This is a genomic window from Nocardia sp. NPDC060249, assembly GCF_042728755.1.
Classification (GTDB): domain Bacteria; phylum Actinomycetota; class Actinomycetes; order Mycobacteriales; family Mycobacteriaceae; genus Nocardia.
This window is the reverse complement of the sequence record NZ_JBHXAQ010000008.1, coordinates 68572-92246: the sequence shown is the minus strand read 5'-3', so window position 1 is coordinate 92246 and position 23675 is coordinate 68572. Positions and strand designations below refer to the sequence as shown.

The window sequence follows — 23675 nt, the reverse complement described above, 5'->3', positions numbered from 1 at the left end:
ACCACGAAGGGGCACCGGAAGTTTCCGGTGCCCCTTCGTGGTTCGTGCGTCGCGCGACTACGGAGCGTCGGCGTTGCCCGCCTTCCATTCCGGCCACGCGATGTTCCAGTCGCCCAGCCCGTCGACACCGGACAGGGTGCCGCCGACCGTGTTCTTGATGACGGTGATGTCGCCGCGCTTGGCGTTCTCGTACACCCAGCGCGCGTTCGCCGGACTCAGGTTCAGGCAGCCGTGGCTGGCGTTGGAGTAGCCCTGCTGCCCCACCGACCACGGCGCCGAGTGGAAGAAGATGCCGCTGTAGGAGATTCGCGTCGCGTAGTCGACCGGCGTGCGGTACCCGTCGGAGGAGTTCACCGCCACACCGTAGGTCGAGGAGTCCATGATGATCTTCTCGTGCCGGTCGCTGACGATGTAGATGCCGTTGTCGGTGGGCGTGCTGTCCTTACCCATCGAGGTGGGCATGGTCATGATCACCTGACCGTTCTTCTCGACCACGACCTGTTTGGTGTTGTCGTCGGCGGTGAAGACCACCGCGTCACCGATGGTGAAGAACGAATGGATGTTGTCCTGGCCGTACAGACCCTTGCCCAGGTCCTTGCCGTAGACGTTCACATCGATGGTCACCTTGGTGCCCGGAGTCCAGTAATGCTCTGGGCGCCAGCGCACTTCGCGATTGTTCACCCAGTAGAAGGCACCCTCGACAGCGGGCTCGGTGGTGATCTTGATGGCCTCTTGCGCGGCACGGCGATCGGGAATGTTCTCGTCGAACTGGATCGCCACCGGCTGACCGATTCCGACCACTTCACCCTCGCCGGGCAGCAGGTACGGCTTGGTCTGGCTCTTCGGCGAGCTGGTGGTGAAGCTCAGCGTCGAGGAGTTCGCGCCACCCAGCCCGATGGCCGAGGCCGTGAGCTTGTAGGTCTTGCCGTAGCCGAGCACCTCCGCGGTCGACCAGGAGCGCCCGTCCGCCGCCAGCTGGCCCGCCACCGTGGTGCCCTGCTGGTTGGTCAGCGTGACCTCGGTGAATTTGCCGTCCTCGACCTGGAAGGCCATCGGCATGCCGGGCGAGACGCCGACCTGCCCGTCCTTGATGGTCGAGACGAGCTTCGGCTTGATGAGCTCGGCGAGGGGATTGCGATCGATCGCCACCTCCACCCCGGTGCCCTCCGCGGCCGAGCATGCCGACGCGCCGAGCGCGAACACCGCCAACAGCACCACTGGAACGATCGTCCGTAGCGACCGAGGTCGCCCCCGCTTCTTACCCATGTCAACCCCGTTTCCGTACCGACGCGATTACAGTGCGCCGCAGATCCCACCGACCCGAATCGCTAGAGCCATCCGTGTAGGCGGGGGGCGTTACGAACTCGACGTCTCGCCCATTCTGCCAGCTGGCCCGGCCGGTTCCAACGGGAAAGCCCCCGCGACACGACCAAGTCACAATCGTTAGATAGGCGCGGGGGCCGTCGGCGTTAACAACGCCAGATGTGCGGCATTGTTGCTGGTCAGCGCCCGATTTCACTTTCCTCCCCACACCCTGCTAATGTTTGTTCCGCACCGGAGACGGGGCAAAGAACAAAAACACGCGCCATTAGCTCAATTGGCAGAGCAGCTGACTCTTAATCAGCGGGTTCGGGGTTCAAGTCCCTGATGGCGCACCACAGACCGCATCCCGGCAGTTACCACAACTGCCGGGATGCGGTCTTTTTGCTCGGAGTCGACCGCCGGGCAACGGTCACGATCTCGTTATCGGACCGCCATGGACAATCCGGTGTGCTAGCGCTCAGGCCGCGATTCGGACTCCCTCGAGCTGCGCAAACCTCCGCAAAACCTGATTCGGGCAAACTTTTTCTGTGACGGCCGCCACGCAGATCAGAGTCGCAAACCTCCTGCATACATAACGATTCTGCAACTGCCCGGCAAGGAACCAAGATCGGCAACGTTTGCCGTTCAGGTTTCGTTCACCTTGCGTTAACCAGTCGTGACCATTCTGTCATCAGGTCACAAACGGACCTGCGGTTTGGTTAGCCCGGAAGTATCCAACCTCCGATAGCACCGAACAGCGCGTGGTCTCCCCGCAGCCAGCTGTGGAGCACCGTGCGGCGCCAGCGATGAACTGCCATCGAGCGTTCGTCCCCCGACAGTGTCGCACCTTCCCATACAGACAGAAACAACGCATCGCCTGACCGGCGTGTACTCCCGTGCGCGCTGCGCGATCCATCGCGCCCTTATGCAGGGCCTGCGTCGCCAGACAGAGATGAAGGAACAGAAAAGCAATGCTCAACAAAGACAAGCTCAGCACCGTTATCGGCCGTCGCTCGCGCCGTGAGGCGTTCACCGTGGCAGTCGCCGCAGTCGGTCTGGTCGCCGTAGCAGCGTCCTCCGCCGTCTCGTTCGCCGACGACAGCGTTCCCGAGCGTGCCGCCATGGTCGTCGAGCAGGCGGAGAACATCCCCGCTGCCGCCGCACCCGCCATCCAGGCCATCCCTGCCCCGGCGCCCGCGCCGCAAGCCGTCCCCGCGCCTGCTCCCGAGGCCGCCCCGGCCCCGATGCCCGAGCCCGCACCGGCCCCCCGCGCCTACGAGAACAACCTCGACGGCTGGATCCGTGAGGCGCTCGACATCATGGCGGCGAAGGGCATCCCCGGCTCCTACGAGGGCATCCACCGCAACATCATGCGCGAGTCGACCGGTAACCCCCAGGCGATCAACCTGTGGGACATCAACGCGATCAACGGCATCCCCTCCAAGGGCCTGCTCCAGGTGATCGACCCCACCTTCGCGACCTACCACGTCGAGGGCACCCCCTTCGACGTCTGGAACCCGGTGTCCAACATCGTCGCGGCCTGCAACTACGCGGCCAACCGCTACGGCTCGATGGACAACGTCAACAGCGCGTACTGATCCACCGCGCTCGACAGCGCCTGCTGAACAACCTGACGGGTGAACGCCCGCGCTCCGGTCATCGCCGACCGGAGCGCGGGCGTTTCGTCGTAGAATCGCCGTCGTGCCAGACAGCGCCGATCAGGCACCCGATCACGCGCATTCCGACGCGGCCACCGCCAGCCGCGTCGCCAAAGCCCGCCGCATGGCCGCCTATGCCTGGGCACGCGATATCCGCGGCGCCGAACTGCTCGCCCTGCCCGCGGCCACCCTGCGCAAGCTGGCCCGCGCCGCCGACACCAATCCACCGAGCACCGGCGAGACCTGGCTTCTGGTCGCTGACCTCCTCGACCAGAAGGACGCCTGGGCGGCCCGTAACCCCGAGCACGCCGCCGCGGTGCGCGCCCACGCCGACGAGAAGCTGCTGTGGGTCAAGCCGCCGGTGAAGCCGTGGGCGGCGGAGTCCTAGCGCCGCGTCTCAGGCAAGCAGCAGCCCGACGGCCAGCGTGAGCATGACCACGGCGATCAGCGAATCCAGTACACGCCACGCGATCGGGCGCGCGAAGAGCGGACCGAGCCGGCGCGCACCGTAGCCGAGGGCGACGAACCACACGACGCTGGCGAGCATGGCCCCCGCCGCCAGGAACCAGCGGTCGGGCGTCGCGTAGGTGCTGGCGAAGGAACCCAGCAGGACCACCGTGTCGAGATACACGTGCGGATTGAGCCAGGTCAGCGCCAAGCAGGTGAGCACGGACGCGCCAACGGCCACCGAGGCGCCCGCCGCTTCGGCGATCAACGTCGACGAACCGAGAGCGCGCCGGGCCGCCAGCAGCGCGTAGCCGACCAGAAAGGCCGCCCCCGCGTACCGGGCCACGGTCAGCACCGCCGGAACCGACTCGACGACGGTCCCGAACCCGGCCACGCCCGCGCCGATCAACACGATGTCGGACACAGCGCACACCGCGATCACCGGCAGCACATGCTGCCCCCGCACCCCTTGACGCAGCACGAACGCGTTCTGCGCGCCGATGGCCACGATGAGCGAGAGCCCGAAGCCCAATCCGGAGAGGGCGGCCAACGCCGCCGATGATGCCGTCACAGTTACCGACGTTAAGAGACCGTCAATTTTCAGTCCAGCTAATGATTCTTCACAACCATTAGAGTTGCTTACGTGGATCTCCAGCTGGACCAGTTGCGCGCCCTCAACGCCGTTCTCACCGAGGGCACGTTCGACGCGGCCGCGCGTCGGCTCGATCTCACCCCGTCGGCCATCAGCCAGCGGATCAAGGCGCTGGAGGAATCAGCGGGACGCGTGCTGGTGCAACGCTCGAAACCGGTGCGCCCCACCGAATCCGGGCTCGCGGTGCTGCGGCTGGCCCGGCAGGTGGAGTTGCTCGCGGGCGACACCGCGCGTGAACTCGGCGATGCCGGCCGCCCCGCCGACCGGCCGATCCGCATCCCGATCGCCGTCAACGCCGACTCCCTCGAATCGTGGGTGATGCCCGCGCTCGCGACGGTGCCCGCCGGAATCTCCTTCGACCTGCACCGCGAAGACGAGGAACACACCACCCGGTTGCTGCGCGACGGCACGGTGACCGCCGCGATCACCGCCACCGCGACACCGGTGCAGGGCTGCACGGTGACCCCGCTGGGCGCGATGCGCTACCGCCCCACGGCGACACCACGATTCGTCCGCACCTGGTTTCCCGACGGCCCGACCTCCGCCGCGTACACCCACGCGCCTGTCGTGCACTTCGACCGCAAAGACGATCTCCAGTTCCGTCAGCTACGCCGACGCACCCGCCGCCAGGTGGATCCGCCGGGTCATTATGTGCCGTCGTCGAGCGCGTTCGCCGATGCGGTGCGGCTGGGCCTCGGCTGGGGCATGCTGCCCGACCTGCAAACCGAGAAAGACCGCGCCGCAGGCACTTTGGTCAACATCGACGGTGATTCCCACATCGATGTCCCGCTGTACTGGCAGCAGTGGAAGCTGCACTCCCCCGCTCTCACTGCCGTCGCCACCGCGATCGCCGCGTCCGCCGCGTCGGCACTGAGCTGACCGGTCGCCGACTCAGACGTCGTCGAGATCCGGAACCACCCTCAGCCCCCACTGATTCGCGCAGTTGGTGCACACCCACGTTCCGTTCATCTCCTGATAGGTGTACTTGTCGTCGCAGGCGGGGCAGTTGAGCGAATCGGTCATCGAAGATCCTTGTGAGTGGTGAGTTATCGAGCAGCGGAGAGGAATTCGATCAGGATGCGGTTGACCTCATCGGGTCGTTCCAGATACCCGTAGTGCCCACACCGTTCGATCTCGGCATAGGTGGCCGTCGGGATCGCCTCGGCGACCTCCCGGCAGAACCGCGGCGGCACCATCCGATCGTCGGCGAACCCGACCACCAAGCTGGGCACCGAGATCCCCCGATAGGCCTGGCGCCGGTCCTGCGACCGATCCAATCCGGCTTGCGCCCGAGTGCCGGGAGTTCCCTTCCCCGAAGTGAATTCGAAGATGTCGAGCCACTCCTGCGCCTTGGCCGGATCGGCCAGGGTGTGGGGCGACAGATTGATCATCGCCTTGACGGCGGCCGCGTATTCCGGCGGCAACTGAATCCCCTTGTCGAACAACGCCTGTTCGCCCTTGCTCAGCGTGCTCGTCACCGGGTGCGGACGCGCGGTTGCGGCGAACATGACCGCCCGGCGCAGCAACGCGGGCCGGGCCAGCGCGAGTTCGGCGACGATCCGTGACCCCATCGAGGTGCCGACCACATGCGCCGGGGCACCGAGGTGCTCGATCAGCGCGGCGGTGTCACCGACCAGCTGCGCCATGGTGATTCCCGCAGCGGACTCCGACGACGGCGCGATCCCGCGATTGTCGACAGTGGCGACGGTGAACCCCGCCTTGACCAGGGCGGGCACCTGATAGGTGCGCCAGACGCGTCCAGGACTCCCACTACCCATCACGAGCAGGACAAGCGGTCCCGAACCGGTGACGTCGTAACTGAGCTGGATGCCGTTGAGCGAGGCGATGGGCATGTCTCAACGTACCGCCACGACAGCACGGACTCGGCATCGAGGACTGCCACGCGGGAGTCTCAGCTCACCGCGGCGAGATTGCCGACTCGCTTCGGGCCTCGCTCGCCGCTGTCACCTTCGCCGCCAGCGACCGGATTGCCGCACTCTCCGCATCGGTCATCCGGTCGATGAACAACTCCCGCACCAACTCGACATGCTCGGGCGCGGCCTCGCGCAGCACCGTGTGTCCGGCCTCGGTCAGCGATACGACGATTCCGCGCGCGTCGTCCTCGGCGGGCACTCGATCGACGAGGCCGCGCGTGGCCATCCGAGCCAGTTGCTTGGACAACCGGGACTTGTCCCAGCACACCCGGGCGGCCAGTTCCTTGGCGCGCAGGCATCCGTCCGGCGCCGCCGACAGCGGGACCAACAGCTCGTAGTCGGCCATCGACAGTCCGTGTTCGCCCAGGCCCGCGGCCAGGACGGCGTCTAGTCGCTGGCGCATCAGGATGTAGGACTGCCAGGTCTGCTGCTCTTCTTCGGACAACCATCGGGGCACGGGAATGATTCTAGAACGTAGTTGGTTGACATGGAAACCAACTACGTAGCTCCCAGGAGGCACCCCATGCCAGCTATCACCGTCGACGACATCATGGTGCTGCCCCGGCTGCCCCGTCCCGATGTCACCGAGACCCAGCGACCGGTTCGCCAGATCGTCACCGCCGCCCGCCAGCAGGAGGGCGCCGGATTCGAGGTGACCCGGCCGTTCCCCAGCGTCGACCTGCGCTCGGCCGACCCGTTCATCCTGCTCGACCAGATGGGCCCGGTCGCCTACGAGCCGTATGCGGCCAAGGGCGCGCCGTGGCATCCGCACCGCGGCTTCGAAACCGTCACCTACATGCTCGACGGCACCATGGTCCACCACGATTCCCAAGGCGGCGGCGGGGTGATCGGCGAGGGCGACACACAGTGGATGACCGCGGGCTCCGGCATGCTGCACGACGAACTGCCCGAGGAGAAGCTGGTCATCTCCGGCGGTACGTTCCACGGAATCCAGCTGTGGGTGAACCTGCCGCGGGCGAACAAGTTCGCCGCCCCGCGCTACCAGGACCTGCGCGCGAGCGAACTGACCCTGGTGAGCTCGCACGACGGCGGAGCGCTCGTGCGCGTCATCGCCGGTGAGGTCGCCGGTTTCTCCGGCCCCGGTTCCACCTACACCCCGATCGCCTACGCGCACGCCTCGCTCGTCCCCGGCGCCCAGCTGGAGACACCGTGGCCCAAGAACTTCACCGCGATGGCGTATGTGCTGTCGGGCAGCGGCACGGTCGGCGTCGATCGCAGGCCGATCAGCGCCGGGCAGCTGGTGGTTTTCGGCAAGGGCGATGCCCTCACCCTGACCGCTGATCTCACCCAACACAGCACCACCGGCGATCTCGAGGTCCTGCTCCTCGGCGGAACTCCGTTGCGCGAACCGGTGATTCAATACGGGCCATTCGTGATGAACACTCGGCAGGAAATCATCGAGGCGATGGAAGATTTCAACGCGGGCCGCATGGGCACCATCCCGGCCGAACACCTGACGGGGCGCAGACTGGGCGAATAACCGACCGCGACTCGCGGCGATCCTCGCCGAAGCGTGCGGTTGACAATCGGACGCCCCGTCACAAAGGTGGACGGGGCTACCGGCCACATCGTGGCCGTGACCACACCCGAACCGCAGCAGACATAGAGGAATTCATGAACGTTCGTCGGCTCACCGTCAGCCTTGCCGCCGTAGGGCTCGCCCTGATCGCCGCTCCCGTCGCCAGCGCCAACCCGTTCGCGGGCTCGGCAGGTACCGGTTCGTCGAGCTTCGACTCCATCCTCGGAGCGACCGGCTCGGCCAACCTGGTCCAGTCCGGTTCCGCCGGTGGCGCGTTCCGCAGCTGCGACGACGCGATGGCCGCGGGCCGCGCACCGCTGTTCCGCGGCGAAGCGGGCTACTCGCCGCACCTCGATCCCGATGGCGACGGCCTGGCCTGCCCCACGCAGTAGAGACAGAAAAACACCCGATGTGACTCGTTGGCACATCGGGTGTTTTTTATTGTCCGGCCGGCTGATTCAGCGGCGGAAGATCTTGACCAGAACCAGGCCGGCCACGAGGGCGCCCGCTCCGATCAGCGTGTATTTGACCTTCGGCTCGTTCAACTTGGCGACCACCATCGTCTTGGTGTCGTCCGCGATCCGTTGCGGATCCGCGCGCACCGCCAGTTCGTCGAGCGTGGTCGCCAACCGGGTGCGCGCGATCTCGATCTCGCGTTCGATCCGGTCGGTGTCGTCCTTGGCCACCGTCACCTCCAGGTATATGTCTTGCTGCTCGGCACCGAGTCTATCCATGCGCCGCGCGGACCCGGTCGGTTACCGTGCGGTGGTGACCGACAACCATCGCCTCTCCCCCGGAGACACCGCCCCCGAGTTCACGCTGCCCGACGCCGACGGCAAGGACGTGTCGCTGTCGGACTACCGCGGCCGCAAGGTGATCGTCTACTTCTACCCCGCCGCCAGCACGCCCGGCTGCACCAAGCAGGCCTGCGACTTCCGCGACAATCTGGCCGAGCTGGGCGGTGCGGGCCTCGAGGTGATCGGCATCTCGCCCGACAAGCCCGCCAAGCTCGCCAAGTTCCGCGACAACGAGGGCCTGACCTTCCCGCTGCTCTCGGACCCCGAGCGCGAGGTGCTCAAAGAATGGGGCGCCTTCGGCGAGAAGATGATGTACGGCAAGACCGTGACGGGCGTGATCCGCTCGACGTTCGTGGTCGACGAGCAGGGCAAGATCGAGGTCGCCCAGTACAACGTCCGCGCCACCGGGCACGTCGCGAAGTTGCGCCGGGATCTGTCGGTCTAGTCGCCGAAGGTGGCGATGAAGACCTCGTAACCGTCGAGTAGCCGGGCGAGCCCGAACTCGAAATCGGCTCTTTCCCAGTCGATATCGTCGTCGTCGAACGCGGCGTTGGAGAGGGCGGCCGACACCGAGGGGAAGCGCTGCGGGTCGAGCACCCTGGCCATCACCGAGGCGAAGTCGCCGCCCTCTTCCTCCTGCAGGTCCCGCAGGAACCGCCGTTTGCCGACCACGAACATCGACACGTTCATCACCAGCTGGAGCTTGACCGGCTCCGGCACGGCTGCCTCGGCGAGCACCTGCAGCGCGGTTTCGAGCCAGGCCATGTTGTTCGGACCCATCGGTGGGCGGCTCAGCGGGATGTCCAACCACCACAGATGACGACCGAGCCGTTCGAACTCGGCCACCGCCCACCGCTCGAGACCCACCCGCCACGGCGTCCCGGCGGCGATCTCGGGCGGGGGGCCGACAACGCGATCCATCAGCAGGTCGACCAGCGTGTTCTTGCTGTCGACGTAGCGATACAGCGACATGGCGGTGAAGCCGAGCTGCTTGGCGACCCGATTCATCGACAGCGCGGCGAATCCTTCCGCGTCGGCCACTTCGGTCGCGGCGTCGAGAATCTGATCCAGGGTGAGACCGCGTTTGGGTCCCCTGCCGCCGGGTTGCTCGCGCCCCCACATCAGCTCGACCGCTTTCGGTAGCGCCATGTCTCCGGACGTCGCCATCTGCCTCCTCTGCTCGCCTCGACTCTAACCCGCGCACTCTTGCGCTCAAGAACTGTTTAGCCTATAAACTGTGTTTATTACATAAACAGTTTCTCGATCGGAGAGAACTCATGACATCCGCGCCACCGCCCGCCCTCTCGATCCGTCGATTGCACAAGACCTACGGTGCCCACGTCGTCCTGGACGAGCTCGACCTCGACATCACCGCGGGCACCGTCTTCGCCCTGCTCGGACCCAACGGTGCGGGCAAGACCACGCTGGTCCGCATCCTGGCCACGCTCAGCAGGCCCGATCGCGGCGACATCAGGCTCTTCGACCACGATCTGGCACAGGCCCCCGATACGATCCGGCGCCTGATCGGCGTCACCGGTCAGTACGCCGCCGTCGACGGAGTACTCACCGGCGCCGAGAACCTGCGCCTCACCGGCAGGCTGCTGCACCTCGGCAGGGACGAGACCCGACGCCGTGGCGACGCACTGCTGGAGCGCTTCGACCTGGTCGACGCCGCCGACAAGCCCGTCGCCTCCTACTCGGGCGGCATGCGGCGCAGGCTCGACCTCGCGATGAGCCTGATGGGTGAGCCGCGGATGGTCTTCCTCGACGAGCCGACGACCGGCCTCGACCCACGCAGCCGACGCGATCTGTGGTCCGCCATCCGGGAATTGGCGGCCGAAGGGACAACCATCCTGCTCACCACGCAGTACCTGGAAGAGGCCGATCAGCTCGCCGACCGGATCGCCGTACTCGACCACGGCCGCATCGTCGCCGACGGCACCCCGGCGGAACTCAAACGCCTCGTGCCCGGCGGCCACATCCGATTCCGCTTCGGCGACCGGGCACTGCTGACCGCCGCGACACACGCACTCGACACCGCGGCCGGCGCCCACCCCGACCCCGAACAGCTGACCCTGCAGGTGCCCTCGGACGGCAGCGCCATCGAGATCAAGCGGCTACTCGACCGTTTCGCCGAGCTCGATATCGCGATCGAGCAGCTGACCGTCCACACTCCCGACCTCGACGACGTGTTCTTCGCGTTGACCGGTCAGCCCGGCCGAACCGAGGTCGCCGCATGAACGCCACACGCACACTGCAGGATTCGGCCACGATGCTGGACCGCAACATCCGCCATACCCTGCGCAGCCCCGACACCATGATCATGACGGTGGTGCTGCCGGTGATGATCCTGCTGATGTTCGTCTTCGTGTTCGGTGGCGCCATGGACGTGGGTCCCGGCGCCTACATCGACTACGTGGTACCCGGAATCATTCTGCTGTGTGCGAGTTTCGGGGCGTCCACCACCGCGCTCGCGCTGTCCACCGACGTGGCCGAGGGCATCATCGACCGGTTCCGCACCATGGCCATCGCCCGGTCGGCGGTGCTCACCGGGCACGTCGCCGAGAGCGTGATCCGCAATCTGATCACCTCGGCGATCGTGATCGGGGTGGCGGTGGTGCTCGGTTTCCGCCCGACCACCGATCCGCTGCGCTGGCTGGGCGTCTTCGGGGTGCTGGCGATGTTCGTGTTCGCACTGTCATGGTTGGCCGCCGCGTTGGGCCTGCTCGCCCCGAACCCGGAGGCGGCCAACGGCTTCACCTTCGTGTTCATGTTCCTGCCCTATGTGAGTTCGGCGTTCGTACCGACCTCGTCGATGCCGACGTGGCTGCACTGGTACGCCGAGAATCAGCCGGTGACCCCGGTGATCGAGACGCTGCGCGGGTTGCTGATGGGCACGCCGATCGGGAACAGCTGGATACTCGCGGTGCTGTGGTGTGCGGGCATCGGGCTCGTCGGGTACATCGCGGCGGGGGCGCTGTTCCGGCGCCAGACCAGCGTCTGAGCACCACGAAGGGGCAGCGCGTGCGCTGCCCCTTCGTGGTGGCGACGATCAGTCAGCGGACGCCGTGTGCGGGCCCTGCGGCATCGGCGCCTGCGCGGGCTGCATCCCGAGCGGGATGCCGGTGCCGGGCAGGGTCGGTGCGGCGGCGGGGATCTGCGGAACCACGGGCACAGCGGGTTCGAGCGGGAGCGGGTCTTCCTCTGGCGCGTCCCCGTACAGCTGGGTCGGGTAGTCGAGCGGGAACTCGCCCGGGTTCACCAGCTGCGGATTCGGCGACACCGTTTCGTACGGCGACGTGGGCGACTCTTCCACCGGGCTCACCTGCAACCCGCTACCGGAACCCACACCGCCGCTCGAACCGGACTCCACCGAGGCGGCTTCGTGTGTCTGGGGGGCTTGCGGAACGACCGGCGCCGACGCGGCGCCGGGCTCCGACGACACGGCGGTGTTGTCGACCGCGGGCGGGCCGCTGTTGATCACCGCGTACGAACCACCCGCGACGAGCCCACCCGCGAGCACACTCGCCGCGGCGACCAGTACCGTCCCCCGCTTGGACCGCGACCCGGTCGAGATCGGCACCACGACGGTGTCGCCGAGCGCGACCAGCGCGGCACCGGCGGCGGGCGCGAACGGCGCCAACCGGCACGGCAGCACCGGCACCCCGAATCCGGCGACCGCGTCGCGCACCGCGGGCGCGTCCGACGACGAACCGACCAGCACCACCGCGCCCGGCTGCACCGACGCCGCCTCGAACTGATCCCACGCCGCCGACACCCCGGCGCGCAATGCGTCGGGTGTGGGCGCGCCGGTCTGCGAGTAGGCGGCCAGCACGCGGTGACGACCCTGGTCGATCAGTGTCATCGCCTGATACCCGGGCACCGCCTCGTAGACGAGCAGATTGTCGAACTCGTCGAGCCAGGTCATCGCACCCGCGACGAACAGATGCGACGATTTCGCCGAAACCAGCGAGGCCGTGCGCCATGGGGTCTCCGCCAAACGGGTCACGATCGCGCGCCGTTCGACGGCGTCGCGGTAACTCACTGCCACCCCGGCGATCTCGTGCTCGTCATCGAGCTCGGCCTTGATCGCGTCGAGGGCGGTGTGTACCGCTGCCGCCACTTCGGACTTACCGTCGCCGTTGGCACGGACGGTGCGCCGCAGCAGCATCCGATCCGTGAGGGTGACGCCCGATTCGGCGAACGCCACCGCGTGCACGGCTCCCCGTTCGGTGCTGACGCCGAGGGTTACCACAGATCCTGCTGCCACAAGTCTTGCCTTCCCCTGTGCGAAACGGTGCGGGACGGGACCACACAGGGTCCGTCACCTCGCGGTAGGTCTGGTGCGGCGTGAGCTGGCTAGCCGCGAATAAGCGTGCGGATAGACGCACACTTATCTGATGATTCGTCACCGGTCAGGGCATGGATGGGTCAGGATTTCTGCCAGTTGTTGACACGCTGTCGGTAGAGGCGTGTCGCGGATCTGTGTATACCGCTAGCCTGGATGGGTGGAAGTACACGCGCAGGCCCGGTCACCGCAGAGCCGTCCGGACCCTGCGCTGGAATTGCAGGACGACCCCCAGGAGTTGATGCCGCGCAAGCGGCCGACGCAGGAGCGCAGCAAGCGCAAATTCGACGCCCTGCTGGCGTCCTCGCGCGAGTTGCTGGTCGAGGTGGGTTTCGAGTCGTTCACCTGTGAAGAGGTCGCGCAGCGCGCCGAGGTGCCGATCGGCACCCTGTATCAATTCTTCGCCAACAAGTACGTGATCGTCTGCGAGCTCAATCGGCAAGACCTGGTTGCGGTTTCCCGCGAGCTGGCCGACTTCCACGGTGAAGTGCCCTCGCTGGACTGGTTGCGGCACATGAACCAGTTCGTCGACCACATGGCGAACCTGTGGACCACCGACCCGTCGCGGCGCGAAGTGTGGCTGGCGATGCAGTCGACCCCTTCCACCCGGGCGACGGGCGCGCTGCACGAAAAGGAATTCGCCGCCGTCGTCTCGCAGATGCTGCGACCGCTGACACCGCGCACGCCGCGCGCCCGGCGCACGATGATGGCCGAGGTGCTGGTGCACGTCGTGTATTCGATGCTGAATTTCTCCGTGCAGGAAAATCAGTCGAATACCGATGCCGTCGCCGAACTCAAGCGACTCATGGTGGCGTATCTGCTGGTCGCGGAAAAAGAATCGCGAACCGCCGAAGAGAAGTGACGGTTCGCGAGTTCTAGTTTCGGCCTTCGATCAAATCGGCCAGTTCGCCCGGGTCCTCCAGCACGACCATCGCCGCGGCGGTGTCGCCGTCGTGGGTCAGGGACAGGTGCACCCGCACCCGGGGCAGGAATTCCGCGGCGAGGCCGTGGAGTTTGATGCTCGGCCTGCCCCACGCGTCGTTGACGACTTCGATGAGCGGATATGGGTTGTCGCCGATCTGTGGGCTGCGGGCGAAGCGAGACGATGCCCAGGCTTTGAGCACCGCCTCCTTCGCGGCCCAGCGTGCGGCGAAGCTGCGGTCCGGGTCGGTTTGCTTGCTCTGGCAGTAGCGTCGTTCACCAGCGGTGAACGTCTCCCTGAGCATGGTCGACCCGGGCCGTTGCAGCTGTTCGGCGAACTCGGAGATGGTCACCAAGTCCAAACCGATACCGAGAATGGTCACGAATCGGCAGCCTACGACGCTTCGGTCGGCTGCGGGGCGATTTGCCCGGTGCCACAACCCCATCCGCTCGCGTTGTAGACGCCGTCGCTGTCCAGGCGTGCCTGCGGCGAGAGCAGCATGTCGGCCTCGAGCTGACGGATCTGCTTGGCCGGCGTGCCGTCGGCGCCGAGCCGGCGATCGGCGGGCTTGTCGTACAGTGCCGACCCGCCGCACATGGCCTCGGCGAACCGCTGCCTGCCCGCGAGCTGACGCGTCTGCGCCCGCTCCTGGTATTCGGCCCGCGCGGCCGGTTCGATCGCGGCCAGGAACGCCTGCGGATGCACCACCGCGAGCAGACCGGACACGTGACCGAAGCCGAGCGAGGTCACCAGACCCGCCTTCAGCGCGAACTTCTCGCCGAAGCGCAGCGGCTCGCGCGCCCACACCAGGTGCGGGTAGCCCGCCATCTTCTCGTCGACGCAGTCCAGGCTCCGGTTCGGCGGCACCACACCGTTTTCCAGCACCTGGCACAGGCCGATGAGCTGGAACGCCGCCGCACCGCCCTTGGCGTGACCGGTGAGGCTCTTCTGCGAGACCACGAACAGCGGTGCGCCGTCGGTGCGACCGAGCGCGCCCGCGAGCCGCTCGTGCAGCTCCGACTCGTTGGGGTCGTTGGCCGCGGTGGAGGTGTCGTGCTTGGAGATCACCGCGATGTCGTCGGGGGTCACACCGAGCTTGCGCAGTTCGGCCGCCAGTCGCGACTCACTGCCGCCGCGCCCGGCACCCAGCGCGCCGAGACCCGGCGCGGGGATGGAGGTGTGCACGCCATCGGCGAAGGACTGGGCGAAGGCGACGACGCCGAGCACCGGCAGACCCATCTCCACGGCCACGTCACCGCGGGCCAGCAGCACGGTGCCGCCACCCTGCGATTCGACGAACCCGCCGCGGCGGCGATCGTTGGCGCGGGAGAAGTAGCGGTCGCTGATGCCCTTGGCGCGCATGCTCGCCGAGTCGGCGGTGGCCGACATGTCACCGAAGCCGACGATGCCCTCGATACCCAGGTCGTCGAAGCCACCGGCGACCACGACCTCGGCCTTGCCGAGCCGGATCTTGTCGACGCCTTCCTCGACCGAGACCGCCGCCGTGGCGCACGCCGCGACCGGATGCACCATGGCGCCGTAGCTGCCCACGTAGGACTGCACCACGTGCGCCAGGGCGACGTTGGGCAGCGCTTCCTGCAGGATGTCGTTCGGGCGCGGTTCGCCGAGCAGGTTGTCGACGTAGAGCGAGCGCATCGAGGACATGCCGCCCATGCCGGTGCCCTGGGTATTGGCCACCAGGCTCGGGTGCACCCAGCTCATCAGCTCATCGGGGCTGAAGCCCGCGCCGACGAACGCGTCGACGGTGCAGACGATGTTCCACAGCGCGACCCGGTCGATCGAGGCGGCCATGTCGGCCGAGACACCCCAGATGGTGGGGTCCCAACCGGTCGGGATCTGGCCGCCGACCACGCGGGACAGCTTCGCCTTGCGCGGCACCCGGATCTCGGTGCCCGCCTGACGAGTCACGGTCCAGTCGCTCGAATCGGCGACCGGCGCGATCACGGTGTGCTCGGGATCGGCGGTGTGGAAGGCACGTGCCTCCGCCTCGCCCGCCACGGTGAACGACAGGTCCTGATCGAGGAACACCGAGGTGAGCAGCGGGGCCGCGTTGTCGAGCATGGCGCCGTCGTCTTCGTAGCGGCGCACACCGCAGCGCTCGACCACGGTGTCGTGATAGCGCTGCGCGACCTCGGATTCCGGCACGAAGTCGCCGGATTCGGTGTCGTACCAGCCGGGCTTGGGTTCGTTCTCCCAGCGGATCAGACCGGTGGTCCAGGCCAGCTCGAGCACGCCGGCGGCCGAGAGCTGGTCTTCGACCTCCATCTCGAAGCGGGTGCGCGAGGAGCCGTACGGGCCGAGTTCACCGGCACCGACGATGACGACCATCTCGCTCAGGTCCGCGGTGACGGGGGCCCACTCCGGCACCGGCAGTGCCGAACTCAGAGTGGGCGGTGCGGGCAGTGCGGCGATGGTCACGGCGGTGGCGGCTTCTTCGATCTTCTCGACCGCGGCCTCCTGCGCCTGCTTGGCGAGCGCGGGCAGGTCGAGCTTGGCGCGCGCCAGACCACCGGTGAGGTCGATCTGCTGCGGGCCGGTGATGGTCACCTGACGAGCGCGCGAGGTGCACCACTTGAGCAGTTCGTCGGCCATCTCGTCGGTCGACCAGGTGTGCACGCCCGCCTTTTCGACGGCCTCGACCATGGGGTCGTTGTGACCCATGAGCCCGGTGCCGCGCACCCAGCCGATCAGCGCGTGCACCAGGGTGACGCGTTCGGCCCAGGACTTCTCGGCCTTCCACTTCAAGACCACCGCGTCGAGGGCGGCCTTGGATTCGCCGTAGGCGCCGTCGCCGCCGAAGAGGCCGCGATTGGGCGAACCCGGCAGCACCACATGCAGTTTCGCGTCGACGTCATGGTCGGCGCCGAGGGCGGACAGGCCGCCGATCAGCCGTTCCACCGACCACAGCAGCACCCGCATTTCCATTTCGGCGCGAGCGCCCGCGTCGGCGAGGTCGCCGGCGACGCGCGGCGCCGCGAACGGCAGCAGCATCGTCGGGGTCATCGCGTCCTTGACCTTGACCTTGGCGCCGCCCGCGTTGTCGACCTGTTCGTTGCCGACCCAGTCGATCAGCGCGTCGAGGTCCTGGTAGGAGGCCATGTTGGCGGGGACAACCCACAGCGCCGCGCCGTGGCGGGCGTTGTCGCGGTAGAGCGAGCGGTAGAACCGCAGCCGCTCGTCGTTGAGGCCCGACGTGGTGACCACCACGGTCGCGCCGCCGGACAGGAGCTTGCCGGTGACCGCTGCCGCGATCGAACCCTTGCTGGCGCCGGTGATCACGGCGAGGTCGTCGGACCACAGACCGGGCTCGGTGGTGTCGAGTGCGGTCTTCGCGATCTGCGCGTACACCCCGGCCAGCACCGAACGGGCCTCGTGCATGGCCCGCTGCCGCCACCAGTTCGCCTGGGCGGCAACAGCTTCACCGGCGCCGGCGAAACCGTCGATCGACTGCTCGGCGGTGGTCGCGTCGTCGCCGAGCCACATCTTCGCGAGGTCCTCGCGGGCGGTGGCCCACCGGTCGTCGATGAGAACGGCCTTGCGGGCGTCGAACGCGGGTGCGACCAGACGCGGCCAGTCCGAACCCAATTCGGCCGAGACGAGGTCCGCGAGCGTGTCGGGAGTCGCCTCGGGGGCGCTGATCTTCTCGCTGAGGCCGAGCTGTTCGAGCACCACCCGCGCCGCGGTGGCGAGCACGCCGTCGCGGCCGGTGATCTGCTCGGTGAACTCGCCGAGCGCCGCCGCGTCGACGGTGCCGCCTGCCGCACCACCGGAGGAGGGCATCGAGACCGCGACACCGCGTCGCGCGGCCACGGCCTGCACGGCCGCGTCGATCGCCGCGTCCACCGATGCCGCATCGCTGAGCGCACCACCGGCGAGACCGCCGAGGTCACCGCCGCGCACGCTGGCACCTTCGCGGGTACCGAGCGAGACCTCCGCGGTGACGTGGCTGGCCCAGCCGTCGCCGAGTTCCCAGACCTTCTTGACCCGGTCACCGATGGCGGCAGGGCGCTTGCCCGAGGGGCCGAAGACCTTGCGCAGGTGGTCGCCGATGGCGTCGGTGAGCACGGTGCCGAAGGGCTTGTAGGTGCGGGCCAGACGTTCGACAGTGGCGGCCAGTGCGCCCATGTCGGCGTCCGCGGCGCCGTCGATGGCACCGAGGGACAGCTCGGCGCCGAGGTCGACGAGCAGCTGGTTGCGGCGCGAGGAGACACCGTCGCAGAGACCCTCGATGGTGTCGACCGGGCCGATCTGGTCCATCCGCAGCTTGGTCCACAGCGCGATGAGCACGCGGGTGGCGTCGGCGGCGCTGAAGGTGATGTCGTCGGGGCGGGGGCCGCCGGTCGCCACCGGAGCGGCGGCGACGGGGGCCGCCGCGGTCGCCACCGGAGCGGCGGCTTCGGCCGGGGTGTCGTCGATGTCGTCGACCGGGGCCGGATCGGTGTCGGTGGAGTAGACGACCGCCGCGTCACGTTCGACGTTGACGACCTCCACGGTCGCCCCGCCGAACGCGGGCAGCTTCAGCGTCTGCGAGGCCAGGTTCGCCACCGTCGGGGTGGCACCGAGGCCGATCTCGACAAAGCGCTCGACGCCGAGACCGCCGTGCGCGGTGTCGGTGAACAGCAGATCCTGGGTCTCGATCCAGCGCACCGGGCTGGCGAACTGCCAGGCCAGCAGCTCGATCAGCACCACGCGGCACAGCTCGGCATCGCGCGTGGCCCAGCTGTCGAAGTCGGCCAGCACAGCCACGAGCGGCTCCGAGGGCACCAGCTCGGCGATCTCGGTGAGGAACGCGCGATCCAGGGAGAACGGGCGGGGCACCAGGTTCGGAATGTAGCGTCCGACCAGGACCTCCGGGTGCACCTCGGCGGGCAGCAACTGCTCGAGCTTGTGCCGGAACTCCGGCACACCGTCGCGCAGCACCGAGGAGTGGAACGGCACGTCGATGCCGGGCACCAGGATGAAGGCCCGCTTGCCTCCGAATTCGGCACGGCGACGGTCGATTTCGGTTTCGAGCGCTTCGAGCCCGGCCACCGTGCCCGCGATGGCGTACTGGGAGCCGCGCAGGTTCAGGTTCACCACCTCGAGGAATTCACCGGTCTGCGCGCCGATGCCGTTGACGAAGTCGATCACCTCGGCGTCGGGCAGCCCGATCTGCGACGGGCGGATGGCGGCCATCCGGTAGTCGCTGCGGCCCTGCGCGTCACGCGGCACCAGCTCGTGCATGGCCGAGCCACGCTGGAACACCACCTCGAGCACGGCTTCCAGGGGCAGCACACCGGCGACGGCGGCGAGGGCGTTGTACTCGCCGACCGAGTGGCCGGCCAGCATCGCGCCTTCGACGAACGCGCCCGCTTCCCGCAGCTCGGCGACCTGGGCGACCCCGAGGGTGGCCATGGCGACCTGGGTGAACTGGGTCAGGTGCAGCACGCCGTCCGGGTGCCGGTGTTCGACACCGCGCGCCTTGAGGTAGGTCGGGTTGTCGCGCACCACCGCCAGGATCGAGAAACCGAGGGCGTCACGGGTGTGCGCGTCGGCACGCTCCCACACTCGCTTGGCCGCCTTCGAGCGGGTCAGCGCGTCCAGGCCCATCCCCTTGCGCTGGATGCCCTGGCCCGGGAAGGCGTACACGGTCTTCGGGGCGGCGGTGCGCCCGGTCGCGGTCATGACCAGGTCACCGTCGACGCGGCAGGAGACCTCGACGATCTCGGCGCCCGCGTCCACCGCGATCCGCTCCACCCGCACGTCCACGGTCGCGCCGGGGCGCACCATGCCGAGGAACCGGGTGGTCCATGCCGTGAGAGTGCGTGCGGGAACGGAGCTTTCGGGATCCACGGCGACCACCGCGTGCTGGGCGGCGGCCGAGAGCCACATGCCGTGCACGATCGGGCTGCCGAGGCCGGCCAGCTTGGCGGCGGCGTCGGAGGTGTGGATCGGGTTGTGGTCGCCGGAGACCGCGGCGAAGGCGTGCATGGCGCGCGGGGCGGCCATCTGCACGTCGCGGCGACGGCGGCGCGGGGTGTCGGTGGCGGTGCCGGACACCGCACCGGCCGCGCGCGGCGGATCGGTGAGCTCACCCGCGCCGTTGCGGCCACGGATGGCGAAGCGTTCGACGAGGCGGGCCAGCGGGGTGGCGTCGAGTCCCTGGTCCAGGATCAGGCCGACGTGCACCACGACCTCGACCACGCGGCCCATGTCGGTGTCGACCACCGCGCCGCCTTCGGCGCGGACGACGAGAATGCTCGTCTCCGAGGGCAGTTCGTCGAGCAGGTCGATCTGGTGGTCCAGGTGGACCAGGTCGAGCATGCCCTCGATGACCGAGCCACCGACCGGGGTACGCGCCGCGCCGAGCACCGCGAACACCGCGGGCCAGCAGGCGCCGACGAGCACATCGGGGGCAGTGCGACCGAGAGTGCTGAGGGTGTCGGGCAGGCCCGAGCCGGTGACGCCTGCATGGTCGGCGATCAGATCCGGCATCCATGCCAGGTTGAGGTGTGCCACACCGGCTTTCACCTCGGGCAGCGATTTCCCGGCGGCGACGCCGAGCAGGGCCGACATCGCGGTTTCGGCGTCGGCGTCGGTGATCACCGGCGCGCCACCGGAATACACGCTCGTGGGCACGGTGATGCGGATCCGCACGGAGTCGCGGGCCAGCGGCACCGTCAGCTCCACGTAGCTGAATTCGCTTTCGGGACCGGTGGTTTCGGTCAGGGTGGCGCCGGTGCTCTGGTGCACCGCGCTCCCCTGCTCCACGGTCCACTCCGAGATGTCACCCAGGCGGTGCACCGGGTTGACGGTGGTGCGACCTGCCCACTGCACGTCGGGGGCGGCGAGCACGGTGTCGATCGCTCCCGTCACCACACCGGCGACACGACGCGCGTCCACCGGCTCCGGGACGACACCGGCCCTGACCAGGCTGTACGCGGTGTCCTGTTCGAAGCGGTCGAGCAGCTCGCCGACCGGCTCGTCCACCCGCGTGATACCCGCGACGGCGACGGTGCCGGGGATGACGCACACCTGATCGGCCGAGTAGCGCGGATCATGGGCCTGCCACAGCGAGTCCGAACGCCACCAGCGGCGCACATCGGCGTCCACGACGGGCACGAAGTTCACCGGCTTGCCCGGCGTCTTGCACAGGGAGACGAAGAACGGCACATCGGCCGGGTGCAGCACGGTGTCGGCGACGGTCGGGTACTGATCCTTCAGCGCGCACAGCGCCCGCACCGGGTGTTCGAAGGCGTCGTCGTCGGCGAACAGGGTTTCGATCTCGCCGCTGTCGGCCGGGTTGAGCCGGGATTCGGTGCGGCGCATCATCTCCGCGAACCGGTCGCGCCAGCTGATGTCGAGCCAGTCCGAACGGGTGGCGTCGCGGATCGCGTCACCGATATCGCTGCCGCAGTCGAACGAGATCGGCACCTCGCTCGAAACAGCCAGCGAGACATAGCGTTCCAGCCACTGCTGGTAGGTCATGGTGGCGACGTCGCCGAAGTAGGGCTTGGCGGTGGCGTCGAGCGCGGCGATGATCTCGGCGCGACGGCTCGCTACGGCCTCGGCATCGCCCGCGACCTCGTCGAGCAGGCGGCCGGTACGCGATGCGGCGTTGTCGATCTCGTGGATGTCGGCGCCCAATTGGCTGCGCCCGGAGGCCATTCCGCCGCTGGCGGTGCCCGCACCGACCCACTCGGGGGTGCCGGGGGTGTCGACCAGCAGTTGCTTCACCGCGGGGGCGGTGGTGGCTTCCAGGGTCGCCATGGCCGCGGTGCCGACGAGCACACCGTCGAGGGGCATCAGCGGGTAGCCGTGGCCGGTGGACCAGGTGCCGGTGAGGTAGTCGGTGGCGCGTTCGGGGGTGCCGATGCCGCCGCCGACGCAGATCACCACGTTGGACTGGCTGCGCAGCTGGGCATAGGTCGCCAGCAGCAGGTCGTCGAGGTCTTCCCAGGAGTGGTGCCCGCCGGCTTTGCCGCCTTCGATGTGCATGATCACCGGGTAGTCCGGGACGGCGTCGGCGATGCGCAGGACAGCCTTGATCTGGGCGACGGTGCCCGGCTTGAACGCGACGTGACTGATGCCGGCCTCGGACAGCTCACCGATCAGCGCGACGGCCTCGTCGAGTTCGGGGATACCGGCGGTGACGATCACGCCATCGATCGGCGCCCCCGCCGCCCGCGCCTTCTGCACCAGGCGCTTCCCGCCGAGCTGCAGCTTCCACAGGTAGGGATCGAGGAACAGCGAGTTGAACTGCACCGCGCGACCCGGCTGCAACAGCTGACGCAGCTCGGTGACCCGGTCGGCGAAGATCTGCTCGGTGACCTGCCCGCCACCGGCCAGCTCGGCCCAGTGACCCGCGTTGGCCGCGGCCGCGACGATTTTCGCGTCGACGGTGGTCGGGGTCATGCCGGCCAGCAGGATCGGCGAGCGACCGGTGAGCTTGGTGAACGCCGTCTCGACGACGATGCGGCCGTTGGGCAGACGCACCGGCTTCGGCGCGAACGCCGACCACGGCGTCGACGCCGCCGGTGCGGCGCCCGGGGTGAGCAGGCTGCGCTGACCGGCGCGGGTGGCGGCGGCGATCACGCCGACACCGCTGCCCTTGAGCGAGCCGCCGGTCACCCGCGAGAGCAGGTCGCCGGGGCCGAGATCGAGGATCCACTGTGCGCCCGCGTCGACCACGGCGTCGACGGTGGCGACCCAGTCGATCGGGTCGACGAGCACCTGCTGGGTCAGGGCGGCGGCGAGGTCGGCGTCGATCTCGCACTGGCGGGCCCAGCCCGCGACCAGTTCGACGGTCTCGGCGAGCGCCGGGTGGTGGAAGGCGACGTCGACGGAGATGTCCTCGAACACGGGCGCGAAGACCGCGCCGCCGCGAGCCTTGCTCTCACGCTCACGGGTCTGCTCGTCGTGCAGCTGTGCGCAGCGCGTGCGCACCCGATCGATCTGCGCGGGCGCACCCGAGAGCACGACGCGCCTGCGCCCGTTGCGGATCGACACCACCGCGGCGATCGCGGGGTCGACTCCTTGCGCCACCTCGGTGACGATCGCCCGCAGCTGTTCCGGGTCCACGTTCGACACCGCGACCATCGGCGAGCGCTCGCCCACCGGCATCAGTCCACGCCGGCGCGCGACGAGCCCGGCAGCGGCGCCGACGAGCTGGGCGATGGCCAGCAGCTCCGCGTCGCGCGTGCCGCCCGCCTCGACCGCGGCGGCGGCGAACAGCCCCTGCGAATGGCCGACGATCGCGACGGGCGCGTGCTCGGCCGGGTCCAGACCCTGCAACCGCAACGCCCTGGTCGCGGCGAGCTGGGCCAGCAGGACACCGGGCATGGAGACAGCCACCGAGCGCAGCACCGAGTCCGAGGGCGCCGAGGACGGCTCCTCCGGCTCGTCGAGCTCGCTCTCGAGCACCCAGCCCATCGGGTCGAAACCGCCGGGGCGTACCACCAGCAACTGCGTCGCAACCGGCTCGATCAGTGCGGCCGCCTCATGGACCAGCGCGGTCAGCTCGGGCTCGAGCGCACTGTCGCGCCCGATCTCCTCGAGCTCGCGCAGCCACTGCGCACCCTGTCCGCCGAACGCCAACGCGTATCCCGCCCCGCTGCGCAGCTGCTCCAGCAGCGCCGCGCGGACACCCCTGGCCTGGCCGCGACCATTGGCGCTCGCGGTCGCTCCCCTGCCGATTTCGGTGCTCTCGTTGATCGTCAAGACGCTCGACTTCCTTCTCCTGGCGTGTCGCCCACCGACGGCACGCACACGTTTCCGGCAGCCCCTCGGGCCTGTTGAGAGCCACAATCGCACAAAATCATGAGGAAAGCCTCACGTTTCCAGCCCATTAGCGAGCTACTCCCCAGTATTTTCGTACGTCCGTACCAGAATGTTCAGAAACATGACACAGCCTCATGTTTGAACCCGCAGGTCCGGCCTGTTACCCGAGTTATCAAACATGAGTGCCCCTCACATTGAGGTTTATCGAATCGTTATAACCCCAGGTCGTGTTACCCACGAGTACGCCACGCCGCCCCAACGCTTCGCGAAGCCCGATTCGCCCGGTAGAGTTTGG

19 protein-coding genes and 1 tRNA gene are annotated in these 23675 nt (G+C 68.3%); 10 read left to right on the top strand and 10 right to left on the bottom strand.

Features of this window, described 5'->3' with window-relative positions:
- Positions 1-57: 57 nt before the first annotated feature.
- Entirely contained in the window at positions 58-1266 is a 1209-nt protein-coding gene (locus ACFWFP_RS25655; protein ID WP_379299075.1) for an Ig-like domain-containing protein, read from the bottom strand.
- Positions 1267-1582: 316 nt separating this feature from the next.
- Between ACFWFP_RS25655 and ACFWFP_RS25650 the strand changes: the two genes are divergently transcribed.
- The 3 genes from ACFWFP_RS25650 to ACFWFP_RS25640 all read left to right on the top strand — a co-directional run bounded on the left by ACFWFP_RS25650 (position 1583) and on the right by ACFWFP_RS25640 (position 3348).
- A tRNA-Lys gene (locus ACFWFP_RS25650) sits at positions 1583-1658 on the top strand.
- A gap of 615 nt (positions 1659-2273) precedes the next feature.
- Positions 2274-2900 carry a transglycosylase SLT domain-containing protein gene (locus ACFWFP_RS25645; RefSeq protein WP_379299073.1) on the top strand — a complete coding sequence of 209 codons (627 nt, stop codon included), beginning with the start codon at positions 2274-2276 and terminating at the stop codon, positions 2898-2900.
- Positions 2901-3003: 103 nt separating this feature from the next.
- Positions 3004-3348, top strand: a complete 345-nt coding sequence (locus ACFWFP_RS25640) for a hypothetical protein (protein ID WP_379299071.1) — start codon at positions 3004-3006, stop codon at positions 3346-3348.
- Between the two features lie 9 nt (positions 3349-3357).
- Here the strand turns inward: ACFWFP_RS25640 and ACFWFP_RS25635 are convergent, their stop codons facing one another.
- Complete coding sequence (locus ACFWFP_RS25635; RefSeq protein ID WP_379299069.1) at positions 3358-3978, bottom strand: LysE/ArgO family amino acid transporter; 621 nt, start codon at positions 3976-3978, stop codon at positions 3358-3360.
- Between the two features lie 72 nt (positions 3979-4050).
- On the opposite strand from ACFWFP_RS25635, the gene ACFWFP_RS25630 reads away from it, so the two are divergent.
- Complete coding sequence (locus ACFWFP_RS25630; protein ID WP_379299067.1) at positions 4051-4938, top strand: LysR family transcriptional regulator ArgP; 888 nt, start codon at positions 4051-4053, stop codon at positions 4936-4938.
- Between the two features lie 12 nt (positions 4939-4950).
- Here the strand turns inward: ACFWFP_RS25630 and ACFWFP_RS25625 are convergent, their stop codons facing one another.
- The 3 genes from ACFWFP_RS25625 to ACFWFP_RS25615 form a co-directional block, all read right to left on the bottom strand.
- Complete coding sequence (locus ACFWFP_RS25625; protein WP_379299065.1) at positions 4951-5082, bottom strand: hypothetical protein; 132 nt, start codon at positions 5080-5082, stop codon at positions 4951-4953.
- Positions 5083-5105: 23 nt separating this feature from the next.
- The gene (locus tag ACFWFP_RS25620) at positions 5106-5912 is read right to left on the bottom strand and encodes an alpha/beta fold hydrolase (protein ID WP_379299063.1); all 807 of its coding nucleotides are present in this window, start codon (positions 5910-5912) and stop codon (positions 5106-5108) included.
- A 64-nt stretch (positions 5913-5976) separates the two neighbouring features.
- Positions 5977-6450, bottom strand: a complete 474-nt coding sequence (locus tag ACFWFP_RS25615; RefSeq protein WP_379299061.1) for a MarR family winged helix-turn-helix transcriptional regulator — start codon at positions 6448-6450, stop codon at positions 5977-5979.
- Between the two features lie 66 nt (positions 6451-6516).
- On the opposite strand from ACFWFP_RS25615, the gene ACFWFP_RS25610 reads away from it, so the two are divergent.
- Positions 6517-7494, top strand: coding sequence for a pirin family protein (locus ACFWFP_RS25610; protein WP_379299059.1), 978 nt, complete (start codon positions 6517-6519; stop codon positions 7492-7494).
- 134 nt (positions 7495-7628) lie between these two features.
- On the top strand, positions 7629-7925 hold the full coding sequence (locus ACFWFP_RS25605) for an excalibur calcium-binding domain-containing protein (protein ID WP_266298247.1): 297 nt from the start codon (positions 7629-7631) through the stop codon (positions 7923-7925).
- Positions 7926-7991: 66 nt separating this feature from the next.
- Here ACFWFP_RS25605 and ACFWFP_RS25600 read toward each other — a convergent pair whose 3' ends face one another.
- On the bottom strand, positions 7992-8267 hold the full coding sequence (locus ACFWFP_RS25600; RefSeq protein ID WP_379299057.1) for a DUF3618 domain-containing protein: 276 nt from the start codon (positions 8265-8267) through the stop codon (positions 7992-7994).
- Between the two features lie 34 nt (positions 8268-8301).
- Here ACFWFP_RS25600 and bcp point away from each other — a divergent pair, with 34 nt between their 5' ends.
- Positions 8302-8775 (top strand): thioredoxin-dependent thiol peroxidase, encoded by a 474-nt coding sequence (bcp, locus tag ACFWFP_RS25595; RefSeq protein ID WP_379299055.1) that lies wholly within the window; start codon positions 8302-8304, stop codon positions 8773-8775.
- Here the strand turns inward: bcp and ACFWFP_RS25590 are convergent.
- Positions 8772-9497, bottom strand: coding sequence for a TetR/AcrR family transcriptional regulator (locus tag ACFWFP_RS25590; RefSeq protein WP_379299053.1), 726 nt, complete (start codon positions 9495-9497; stop codon positions 8772-8774). The genes bcp and ACFWFP_RS25590 overlap by 4 nt on opposite strands.
- A 110-nt stretch (positions 9498-9607) precedes the next feature.
- Here ACFWFP_RS25590 and ACFWFP_RS25585 point away from each other — a divergent pair, with 110 nt between their 5' ends.
- Positions 9608-10570: an ATP-binding cassette domain-containing protein gene (locus ACFWFP_RS25585; protein ID WP_379299051.1), complete on the top strand. Its 963-nt coding sequence runs from the start codon at positions 9608-9610 to the stop codon at positions 10568-10570.
- Positions 10567-11334, top strand: coding sequence for an ABC transporter permease (locus tag ACFWFP_RS25580; protein WP_379299050.1), 768 nt, complete (start codon positions 10567-10569; stop codon positions 11332-11334). The genes ACFWFP_RS25585 and ACFWFP_RS25580 overlap by 4 nt, the downstream gene beginning before the upstream one ends.
- Before the next feature lie 48 nt (positions 11335-11382).
- Here the strand turns inward: ACFWFP_RS25580 and ACFWFP_RS25575 are convergent, their stop codons facing one another.
- The gene (locus ACFWFP_RS25575) at positions 11383-12600 is read right to left on the bottom strand and encodes a hypothetical protein (RefSeq protein ID WP_379299048.1); all 1218 of its coding nucleotides are present in this window, start codon (positions 12598-12600) and stop codon (positions 11383-11385) included.
- Positions 12601-12919: 319 nt separating this feature from the next.
- Between ACFWFP_RS25575 and ACFWFP_RS25570 the strand changes: the two genes are divergently transcribed.
- On the top strand, positions 12920-13540 hold the full coding sequence (locus ACFWFP_RS25570; RefSeq protein WP_379299261.1) for a TetR family transcriptional regulator: 621 nt from the start codon (positions 12920-12922) through the stop codon (positions 13538-13540).
- 13 nt (positions 13541-13553) lie between these two features.
- On the opposite strand, the gene ACFWFP_RS25565 is transcribed toward ACFWFP_RS25570, so the two are convergent.
- Entirely contained in the window at positions 13554-13982 is a 429-nt protein-coding gene (locus tag ACFWFP_RS25565) for a holo-ACP synthase (protein ID WP_379299046.1), read from the bottom strand.
- 11 nt (positions 13983-13993) lie between these two features.
- Positions 13994-23320: a fatty acid synthase subunit beta domain-containing protein gene (locus ACFWFP_RS25560; protein WP_379299044.1), complete on the bottom strand. Its 9327-nt coding sequence runs from the start codon at positions 23318-23320 to the stop codon at positions 13994-13996.
- Between the last annotated feature and the right edge of the window lie 355 nt (positions 23321-23675).